We start from the raw sequence: 10,994 nt of genomic DNA, 5'->3' as shown, positions 1-10,994 counted from the left end.
CTACTGATGCGCGACTTGCGCGCGAGAACACGCCGTCACTTCTTAAATGGATGCGGATTGGGCCTCGCGTCGGCATGGCTGGGGACTCAATCGGCACTCGCTGATGATCGGTCCGCGAAGGAAACGACGCCCTACGATGCGCAGTCGCAGGGCGGAATGCACTTTCCGGCCAAGGCCAAGCGGGTGATTTATTTGCACATGGCCGGTTCGCCCAGCCAACTGGATTTGTTTGACTACAAACCAGATCTGCAAAAACTGGATGGAATGGATTGCCCCGAATCGTTCTTGAAGGGCAAGCGTTTTGCGTTCATTCAGGGAGTCCCGAAGATGCTGGGGCCGCAATTTGACTTTGAGCAGGTTGGCGAATCGGGAAGCTGGGTGTCGGATCGTTTACCCGACTTCAAAACGGTTGCCGATCAAGTTTGCTTTATCAAATCAATGACGACGACGCAGTTCAATCATGGGCCGGCGCAGTTGATGATGCTGACGGGCAATCAAAACCTGGGTGCCGGTTCGATCGGATCTTGGGCCACGTACGGACTGGGCAGCGAAAACGAAAACTTGCCAGGTTTCATCGTGTTGGTTTCCGGTGGACGAATGCCGTCGGCCGGGAAAAGCGTTTGGGGCAGCGGGTACTTGCCGTCTGTTTTTCAGGGCGTGCAGTGTCGTTCGCAGGGTGATCCGGTTTTGTTTTTGTCCAATACGGACGGTTCATCGCGCCAGCAGCGTCGCCAAACACTCGACGCGATCGAAAAACTTAATCGCCGTGCCTACGAGGAATTCGGCGATGCAGAAACGCTCACCCGTATTTCGCAATACGAGATGGCGTTTCGAATGCAGACGTCGGCGACCGACGCGTTCGATCTATCGCAGGAGAGCAAGCACGTTCACTCATCGTACGCAACCGAGCCAGGCAAAGAATCGTTTGCCAACAATTGTTTGCTCGCTCGCCGTCTGGCAGAACGTGATGTGCGGTTTATTCAGCTCTTTCACTGGGGCTGGGATTCGCACGGGGCAGCGGAGAGTGAAGCGATCAATCGAGGGTTTAGTGATCGGTGCCGCGAAGTGGATCAGCCGATCGCGGCTTTGCTGAAAGACCTGGAAGAACGTGATCTATTGGACGAAACGTTGGTCGTCTGGGGTGGGGAATTTGGCCGCACCCCTATGCGGGAGAATCGCAATGGCAAAGAGATGAAGTTCGTCGGCCGCGACCATCATCCCGGCGCATTCACCATCTGGATGGCAGGCGGTGGTGTCAAAAGTGGCTTGACGTACGGCGAGACCGACGAGATCGGCTACGACGTCGCCGCTAATCCGGTCACGCCTCATGATTTGCACGCGACGATTCTGAAAACCATGGGGATCGATCACCTGCGTTTGACCTACAACACGCAAGGGGCCAATCAGCGACTGTCGAACTTGACCAAGCCGTCACGCATTGTCGATGAAATACTTGCGTGAATGAATGAGCTCCGCTGCTTGCTGGCTGAATGGACCAGCAGTGGGCGGTGCAAATTGGCCGTTTGCTTTTCGGCTGCTTCGTGACTTCGTGTCCTGTGTCATTTTTGGGTGCCGATCCGCCGTGTTGCTTGTGAGACAAAATCGTTTGCCGAGATGTGAGAAATAGAAATGTTGAGTTGTATGAAAATTGTTTGCGGGAGTTGGTTGGCAAGAGCGTTTCTCTTGCTGTTGTTAATCGCCCCAAGTGCGTCTGTTTCTGCGGCCGCGCCGATCGTCAAACGTGATATTCGCTACGCAGAGACAAACAACGATGCTCAGACGCTGGATGTTTATCGACCAGACGCTGGCGAAAACCATCCCATTGTCATTTGGATACATGGCGGTGGCTGGCGACTGGGTGACAAGCGTGCAGTACAGCAGAAGCCGCAGGCCTTTGTTGAGCAGGGCTATGTGTTTGTCTCGGTTAATTACCGTTTGGTCCCGGATGTGACGATCGAGGCAATGGCGGGCGACATTGCCAAGGCTGTCAAGCATGTCCGAGCAAACGCAATCCAGTACGGTGGCGATGCCAATCGTCTTTTCTTGGCGGGCCATTCCGCTGGAGCTCATCTAGCCGCACTCGTATGTACCGACCAGCGGTATCTAAACAAAAAAGGTTTGCAGTTGTCTGACATCAAAGGCTGTGTGCCGGTGGACACGGCAGCCTACGACGCGGCGAAATTGATCGGCGCTCTCGGACGTTTCAAAAGCGCTCTCTACACCGCCGCATTCGGTCGCGATGTTGTTAGTCAAAACCTTCGTTCACCCATGTCACACGTGTCGACAGGGAAAGGCATTCCTCCGTTCTTGATCCTGCATGTTGCCAGTCGGGTCGATTCGGCGCAGCAGTCCAATGCGTTTGCCAAAGCCTTGAACAGGGCCAATACAGAGGCCACCGTGTACGCCGCAGTTGATAAATCACACGCATCGATCAATCGGGAACTGGGAATTTCAGGGGACGCTGCGACGAAACAGGTCTTTCAGTTTCTGAAGGAGCAAGCGGGCGCAGAAACAGAATTGACGTCCGCCAAGTCTCGCCCGCCCAATGTGATCGTCCTGTTCATTGACGACATGGGTTACGCGGACCCGAGTTGCTTTGGGAACCCCGCGATGAAAACGCCGAACATCGATCGTTTGGCCAAAGAAGGGCGACGTCTGACAAACTTCTATGTCAATTCGCCCATCTGTTCTGCTTCTCGTGTTGCCATTACGACAGGGCGTTACCCACAACGTTATCGCATCCATTCTTACTTTGCGTCGCGGCAGTCCAATCGCAAACGCAAGATGCCCGACTGGTTGGATCCTGCGGCGCCAACGTTGGCCAAGATTTTGAAGCCGTTGGGGTATCGCACCGCGCACTTTGGGAAGTGGCACATGGGCGGTGGTCGTGACGTGGATGATGCACCACTGCCGCAGGCTTATGGCTTTGACGAATCGCTCGTTTCGTTTGAAGGACTCGGCGACCGAATTCTTTGGCAGAAAACTGGCAACCAAGAGATGAGCTGGAAGCACGGCCGCGGCAAAATACTGGATCTTCCCAAGCACAAAACAACCGAAACTTACGTGGATCACGCCATTGACTTCATTCAAGCCAATCGCGACCAACCGTTCTATTTGCGAGTGTTCCCCAACGATGTTCACGACGCACATGTTCCCTCGGAGCAGCAGTTGGCGAAGTGGAAAGGCAAGACGTCCAACCCGCCGGACGAAGCGTTCTTTGCCGTCTTGGATGAAATGGATCGGCAGATTGGCCGGCTTGTCGACGCGGTCGATCAAGCAGGGCTCGCAAAGGAAACGCTGATTTTATTTACCAGTGACAATGGCCCGACCGATTGGCCGCGTTACTACAAAGCAGGTCATCAGCCTCCCGGTTTCACGGGGCCATTGTTCGGCCGGAAATGGAGTTTGTACGAAGGTGGAATTCGGATGCCATTTATCGCCAGATGGAAAGGCAAAATTTCTGCTGAGCAGACTGACGAAACGACCGTGATGGCGGCGATCGACGTGTTGCCAACGATCGCCTCAATCGTCGGCGCCGATTTCGATGCGGATCAGTGCGACGGAATTGATTTGTCAGACTCGATCCTGGGGAATCCAGTCGTTCGAGAGACGCCGCTGTTTTGGGAGTACGGCGTGCACGGGAGTATCAATCCTGGTAAGGCGGAGCACATCAGTCCGCAGCTCGCGATGCGTCAAGGCAAATGGAAGATGTTGTGCAATCCCGACGGTTCGGATTTGAAGCTGTTCGATCTAGAAACCGACATCGGCGAGCAAAACAACGTCGCTGCCGAGCGGCCCGGAATTGTCGATCGCATGAAATCGCCGCTGGATCGTTGGTGGGAACAGATGAACGCCCATTACGTCGCGGCAGAGAGAAACTAAACGCACGGTCAGCCGCTATGGGGAGTCGCGCAGGGCAAGTCAATTTTTTAAACTGGCGATCCTGTTAGCCGAACGGCGCGAGCCGCGCGGTACATCACAGTTCGGATGGCTTGCGCCATTCCGCTAAAAACAGACCTTCGCTCTTCAAAAAGTGATTTGCTCTGGAGGCAGCGATTGGCTTCTTCGCGACGCCAAGCCACGGCCTCTTGGTGTTGGTTCAATTGGATCGAATCTGCCCCTCAGATCCCCTGTTCATTCAGTTATACTCTGTCGAACAAGTCTCCACGACGAAACACTAGCTCCAGCAATCGATATGTCGAATTTTTCCGGCTCAAAATACGCGGTATTCGGGCTGACAACCTGCGTGATCGCCTTGTTGAGCCTTCTTGCAAATCTGAATCCGCCGCTGCATGGCGACGAGCCAACGCCTGCGGGCGAAGATTCATCGCCTGCGGTCGAAACGACGATCAATTTTAGCCGCGACATCAGTCCGATTCTGTCGGAGAATTGTTTTTCGTGCCACGGATTCGATGAGGCTTCTCGCGAGGCGGACTTGAGGCTTGATACGTTTGCCGGAGCTACCGGCGAGGACGGCGGAACAGCGGGCATCGTTCCCAATGACCCGAATGCAAGTGAGTTGGTCGCTCGGATATTGTCGGACGACGCTGACATGTTGATGCCGCCTCCGGATTCAGGACGGAAACTATCGGCAAAGCAAGTTCAGTTGCTTACGACTTGGGTCAGCCAGGGAGCGCAGTATTCCAAGCACTGGTCGTTTACACCTCCCGAGCGATTGATGCCGCCCAAAGTGAAAGGGGTGGAGCATCCGATCGACCGTTTCATCGTGTCTCGATTGGCTCAAGAAAAAAAGAGTCCAACGCAACGTGCCGACAGCCACACGTTGATTCGTCGTTTGAGTTTGGACCTGTCAGGATTGCCTCCGTCGGTCGCTGAGATCGAACAGTTCGAGATCGATGCGGCCGCCGATTTTGACGCGGCCTACAGCCAGCTCGTCGACAAACTACTCGCCAGCCCACACTACGGCGAACGTTGGGGCCGTTGGTGGTTGGACCAAGCCCGATATGCCGACAGCAATGGTTATTCGATCGATGGTCCGCGGCAGATTTGGTCGTACCGAGATTGGGTCGTCAACGCACTGAACAACGACATGCCGTTTGATCAGTTTACCGTCGAGCAACTCGCCGGCGATTTGCTTCCTGATCCGACTCAACAGCAGAAGATCGCGACGGGGTTTCATCGCAATACACAGATCAACCAAGAAGGCGGCATCGACCGAGAACAGTTTCGCGTTGACAGCGTTTTTGATCGCGTTGCAACGACCGGCACCGTTTGGCTCGGGCTTTCGGTGGGCTGTGCTCAATGCCACGATCACAAATTCGATCCGATTTCTCAAGTCGAATATTACCGCATGTTCGCCTTCTTGAACGATCAAGACGAACCGTCGATGAAGGTCTACGGACCAAATGTCGACGTGGAGTTGTTGAAACAGGATTTTGAGAGAGCCAAATCGCAACTACAGGACATGGTGGACCAGAGTGAGAATGTCGACGCCGTGAGCGCCTGGGCCGAAGGAATCGATGCGAAAGAAAAGGAGAAGCTTGGCAAGCGTACTGCTCAGGCACTCGACAAGAAACCATCGGACCGCACACTGGATCACAAGCGATCGCTATTCAAAGCGGCCGGCGACGCGATTGATGAAAAGACACGCGAAGAATTTGAACGACTTGAAAAACAGTTTAATGACGCCGATGCCAAACTGAATCGCACCGCGACCACGCTGGTCATGAAAGAACGCGATGAGCCGCGAAAGACGATGTTGCTGATCAAAGGCGATTTTACGCGGCCCGACAAAGAAGTTTCGCCCGGCACTCTGTCGGTCCTGCACCCATTTGAAATTTCGTCGGATCGTGCCAATCGGATGGATCTCGCACGCTGGATTGTCAGTCCGGAAAACCCGCTGACCGCTCGCGTGATCGTGAACCGGATCTGGCTGCATTACTTTGGACGCGGAATCGTCGAAAGCGAAAATGATTTTGGTTTGCAGGGATCGGTACCCACGCACCCAGAACTGTTGGATTGGTTGGCGAATCGATTTGTCGACGGTGGCTGGAGCATGAAAGACATGCACCGTTTGATTGTGACATCGCACACTTACCAGCAATCATCGGTCAACCATGACGAACGCTTTGATCCTGGCAACTACTACTTGACCAGACAGCAACGCCTGCGATTGGACGCAGAAATCGTGCGTGATGTTGCGTTGAGTGCGAGCGCACTACTGGCACCTGATCTTGGAGGGCCACCTGTTTACCCGCCCATCCCGGATGGAGTCATGGGCCAAGGCCAAGTCAAACGAGGCTGGAACACCAGCAAAGGCAAGGACCGTTACCGACGTGGGCTGTACACGTTTAAATTTCGCGCCACGCCGCCGCCATCGCTGAACGTCTTTGACGCTCCCGATGGGCTTAGCACGTGCACGCGGCGAAACCGCAGCAACACGCCGCTGCAAGCTTTGACATTAATGAACGACCCCGCATTCTTTGAGTTTGCGACGTCGTTAGAAAAGGTGATTAAACGTGATGGATTGATTACTGCGTTTCGTCGCTGCACTTCGCGAACACCCACTGAAGAAGAACTGAACGTCTTGATCAAAATGGACACGCTCAATGCGGCGCGGACACTTTTGAATCTTGATGAAACGATCACTCGAGAATAATGCGATGACTAGTTTTCAAAACAAACACGATCAGTTGCAGTCCGAATTGCTGAAGCGGCAAACGCGGCGACATTTCTTCAGCCGTTGCCAAATGGGCATCGGTTCGATGGCGCTTGGTTCTCTGATGGCAGACCGCGCAATGGCTGCGCCGGCGATGTCAGAGAATCCCATGCAGCCCAAGCCGAGCCATTTTCCGGCGAAGGCCAAGAACGTGATCTTTCTGTTCATGGCTGGTGGCCCAACTCAATTGGAGACCTTTGAGCACAAACCGGAACTGAACAAACGCAGTGGGCAACCGATTCCGCAAAGCTTTATCGAAGGCAAGCGGTTTGCTTTCATGGACAGTAGCCACCGCACGAATTTGCTGGGGGCGACGCAAAAGTTTAAGCAATACGGAAGCAACGGAGCTTGGGTCAGTGATTTGCTTCCGCACACTGGCAAGATCATCGACGAATTGACGTTGGTCAAGACTTGCAAAACCGATCTGTTCAACCACGCGCCGGCCAAGTTCTTTATGAACACAGGCAGCGGGCAATTCGGACGCCCCAGCATGGGATCGTGGGTCACGTATGGACTGGGAAGCGAATGCGATGACTTGCCTGGTTTTTTGGTGTTGCAGAGTGGTCCGCGTGGTCCACGCGGCGGTGCGACGCTTTGGAATAGTGGTGTCTTGCCGACCAGCTACCAAGGCGTGCCACTACGTAACCAGGGAGATCCGATTCTGAATCTTTCCACTCCGGAATCCATTTCGCCTGAACAGCAGAAACATTTGGTTGACGCCGTCAAGGAACTGAACCTCAAGCGGTTGGTTGAAACGGGCGACCAAGAAATCGCGACTCGGATCAATGCCTACGAATTGGCGTACAAGATGCAGAGTTCGGCGCCTAAGCTGATGGATACGTCGGACGAAAGCGCCGAGACGCTGGATCTGTACGGCATCAAGGATCCCAACGAAGCGAGCTATGCCCGCAACTGCCTGCTGGCCAGGCGATTGGTTCAACGCGGCGTACGGTTTATTCAGCTGTATCACACGAACTGGGATCACCACGGCGGTCCAACGGAAAACCTGCAAGAACACTTGCCAAAAATCTGCAAGGAAATCGATCAAGCGTCCAGCGCTCTGATCCTGGATCTGAAGCGCCGCGGGATGCTGGAGGACACCATTGTGATCTGGGGTGGCGAATTTGGTCGTACGCCGATGGGCGAAGTTCGCGAGAACACGGGGCGCAATCACCACATCGATGCATTTACTATGTGGTTTGCAGGAGGCGGATTCAAACCCGGCACGATCTACGGCGAGACCGACGAATTTGGTTTCGCGCCCGTCGAAAACCCGGTGCATGTTCGCGACATTCACGCGACGCTACTGCACCAGCTTGGTCTGGATCATGAAAAGCTAAGCGTGCGTTTTCAAGGGCTGGATTTCCGGCTCACCGGTGTGGAGCCAGCCCACGTGGTCAAAGATTTGTTGGCCTAAGCGAACACTAGGATTCGTTTGCCGGTAGCAATCGGTCGCAGAACAAATCGAGCAACCTTTGGCTGTCGCCTTGCGAAAACAGGTAAGGGTCGCATCGCATCGATGCGACCAACTGGCGGCCATAGCTGCTGACCGACAATGTACTGCGAGTGTGACGACGCAGCGGTGGGACACCTGTGATCGATTCCAGCGTAAATTCGTCGCAACTGACTTTGCCACGCCGTTTAGGCAGTTTGCAGGTAAAGCGTCGCGAAGGGTCGCCGGCGTTTGATAACACGGCGGTGGCCATGCATTTGTTTTTGTTCATGATCCATGGCAGCATGGAACCTTGCATCGCCGAAGTGATCGCGTTGACGAATGCTCTTTGCGGGTGCCCCTGCTTGATTTGCAGCGTATCGGCGCGGATCGAATCAAGCAGTTTCTTATCGTCGTTCAACTCCGACGCCCGACGTGTGATGAACGTGCAGGCGGTCATGTTGCAGGCCGGGATTGCGAAATCGTTTCCGTCACGCATGTCGGCGGGTACGAGGAGTCGCAGTTTGCCGTTGTGGCGATAGCGACCGTTCCAGTCTCGAGCTGCTTGGAAAAGTTTGCACAGATACCAATCGTTAAGTGTCGCGCCTTGATCGGTCGCTTGATGCCGCATCGACGACAATTCATCGGCAGAAAAGACTCGCTTCACGATGCCCGGCAACGTTTTCGTTTGCGGTTTGGAATCAGGAGCCTTCAACGGGGACACGCGAGTGCCAACGTGGTGCCATGCTTCTTTTAGTGCGACGGAGAGCTTTTTCAGTTCGCTATCGATTGATCGAATGCTTCGCATTTTTGCCGCGCGAACTTTTAAGAGCGCGGGATCGAAATCGCCCAGTTCGACTTTATTGTTGCATGATGGCAGTTGCTGCATGTAACAGGCAAGCAAGTCACCGACGAACCGATAGGCTCCCGTCCCATCGCAAGCGCTGTGGTGAAACTGCAATGTCATTCGTACTGAGTCAGACGATTCACGAACCCAAATCCGCAGACCCGGAGTGCGGCGAATGTCGATGAAGTCACCGTCCAGGCCAACTTCGGATTCGCTGCTGGACTCATTTGGCGCGTCGCCATAACCAAAAGGAACGCCCTCGTCGGCCCAGTCGATCGTCGGCATGGGATCTTGCGCCAGGGTCCAGCACGGCAAGTCTTGTTTGCCCGGTTGGATGACACACATCAGCAGCGGGTGACGCGACAACGCTTCGCGCAGCGCGAGCGAAAATTTTTCTTGATCGATGGTACCCGTAAAATCCAAGTCCAGATAAAAGGACATTGGATACTCGCGACTGTCGTCGCATAAGAAGTACCAATCAATCGCTGGCACGTACATTGGAAATGTACGGCCGTAGTTGGGAAGATCGGATTCAATGACGCACGCGTCTGCCGATTCAGATCGCATCAACATGGCAACTAGCCTCGCGGGTGGAACATGCAGACTTGTATTGTCTGTTACACCCTAGTTACCAAACCACCACTGAACAAATCTTAGTTGCCAACGATTTGCCAATTAGCCTGGTCAGGACCAGTCGGAGCAGCAAAACGCTGATTCGTACCGCAAAACACGGGGCTTCGGCGTCGGGATGGATTCCCTATTGAAGCTCTGCCGCGCCGCGATCGATGTTGCCGACGGCACGTCGTTGGCCATCGATATCCAGATAAAATTGATCGGACCGTGGTAAACCGGAGTCAACGGCCGGACTGAAAGGTTCCAGCTTGAAGCTCCCGCTCTGGAAAAGTGCCGGGCCGTAGATGTTGCTGCCGTCTTGCGGCACGCCTCGCGTGGGGCCGTCAATGATGTTGAAACCGAACCAGAAATCGGTTGATTGGTACTGCAACGCGGCATTCTTGTTCGCACGCGGTGACAGGATGTTGTTGTAGACGTAGATGCGGTTGCAGCTGACCACCGAAACTTCGCCGCCAAAATCAAAGCTGCCCAAATTGTTGACGCAGGTGTTATTTCGGATGCGTACGTTCTGGCTTAGATAATTGTGGATGCCTTGACCACCGTTGCCAAAACACAAGTTGTTTTCGACAACGGTCATTCGATCGTAAGGAGCACCACCACCGGGTTGCTCGTTTAAAAAGTCGTCTAAGACAATGCCGTTGCCATCTGTGGGGCGGCCCCAAAGCGGATTGTCAACGTAGTTCCAGTTTCGCCAGCACGTGTTGTTGCGAATGATGATGCCGTACTTCTGCGAATCGCTACTACGGTACTGCGGCTGGTAGATCGAAATGCCACTGTGCTGTTTGACGTCCCAGTAAGCGTTTCGGAAAACGAGGTTCCATTCGACGAGGATCCAGTCGGATCGATCGATCGCAATCCCGCCTCCATAACAATCGTGGACACGATTGCTGCGGACTTTGACGTGGTGACAGCGATACAGTGAGATGCCTTTGGTCAACTGTTGGTCACCTGGGTTTCGAACGTCAAATCCTTGGATACGAATGTAGTTTTTATCCGACGCTGAAATCGAACCAACGATTCTGGCACCATGTGTGTTCTGCGTTCGCAAAATCAGATCATTGTTGCGACTGCCGCCTCGTCGAAAGGAAACGTGTTCACTGTAGGTGCCGTCGAACACGATGACTTGATCACCTGAGCCCGCGGTGTCCAACCCACGCTGGATCGTTCGCCAAGGCGTCGATCGGCTCTGCGCTTCGCTGGAGGAACGATTGTCCGAGCCCCAAGTCGCCACGTAGTAATTTGCCGCATCCACCGAAGAAGCGAGCAAGAGCATTCCGACGACGATCGCGGAAACGGAAGCAAGACGTGACAGAAAAAAGTGGTTCATCAATTACGACCGTAGAAAAGCAGGGCCTGGACAAAAAAGCCCTTCAATCATATCCACTCAGTTTTGTTGAATAACC

The 10,994-nt window shown here is 54.1% G+C and carries 6 protein-coding genes; 4 read left to right on the top strand and 2 right to left on the bottom strand.

Features of this window, described 5'->3' with window-relative positions; translation table 11 throughout:
* The first annotated feature begins 6 nt into the window (after positions 1-6).
* The 4 genes from K239x_RS20065 to K239x_RS20050 all read left to right on the top strand — a co-directional run bounded on the left by K239x_RS20065 (position 7) and on the right by K239x_RS20050 (position 8,096).
* A complete protein-coding gene (locus K239x_RS20065; RefSeq protein WP_419189200.1) occupies positions 7-1,461 on the top strand; it encodes a DUF1501 domain-containing protein in 1,455 nt (484 codons plus the stop codon).
* Between the two features lie 180 nt (positions 1,462-1,641).
* Positions 1,642-3,882 (top strand): sulfatase-like hydrolase/transferase, encoded by a 2,241-nt coding sequence (locus K239x_RS20060; protein ID WP_419189199.1) that lies wholly within the window; start codon positions 1,642-1,644, stop codon positions 3,880-3,882.
* A gap of 313 nt (positions 3,883-4,195) precedes the next feature.
* Positions 4,196-6,619: a PSD1 and planctomycete cytochrome C domain-containing protein gene (locus K239x_RS20055; protein WP_145419990.1), complete on the top strand. Its 2,424-nt coding sequence runs from the start codon at positions 4,196-4,198 to the stop codon at positions 6,617-6,619.
* Positions 6,620-6,623: 4 nt separating this feature from the next.
* Positions 6,624-8,096 (top strand): DUF1501 domain-containing protein, encoded by a 1,473-nt coding sequence (locus K239x_RS20050; protein WP_145419988.1) that lies wholly within the window; start codon positions 6,624-6,626, stop codon positions 8,094-8,096.
* Between the two features lie 7 nt (positions 8,097-8,103).
* Here the strand turns inward: K239x_RS20050 and K239x_RS20045 are convergent, their stop codons facing one another.
* Both K239x_RS20045 and K239x_RS20040 read right to left on the bottom strand, forming a co-directional pair.
* Positions 8,104-9,531 (bottom strand): hypothetical protein, encoded by a 1,428-nt coding sequence (locus K239x_RS20045; RefSeq protein ID WP_145419985.1) that lies wholly within the window; start codon positions 9,529-9,531, stop codon positions 8,104-8,106.
* A gap of 184 nt (positions 9,532-9,715) precedes the next feature.
* Complete coding sequence (locus tag K239x_RS20040; protein WP_145419983.1) at positions 9,716-10,918, bottom strand: right-handed parallel beta-helix repeat-containing protein; 1,203 nt, start codon at positions 10,916-10,918, stop codon at positions 9,716-9,718.
* Positions 10,919-10,994: the final 76 nt, after the last annotated feature.

Source organism: Stieleria marina (assembly GCA_007741555.1).
In the GTDB taxonomy this organism is placed as follows: domain Bacteria; phylum Planctomycetota; class Planctomycetia; order Pirellulales; family Pirellulaceae; genus K23-9.
Note: the sequence above shows the minus strand (reverse complement) of the source record. Positions and strands in the feature narration are given on the sequence as shown.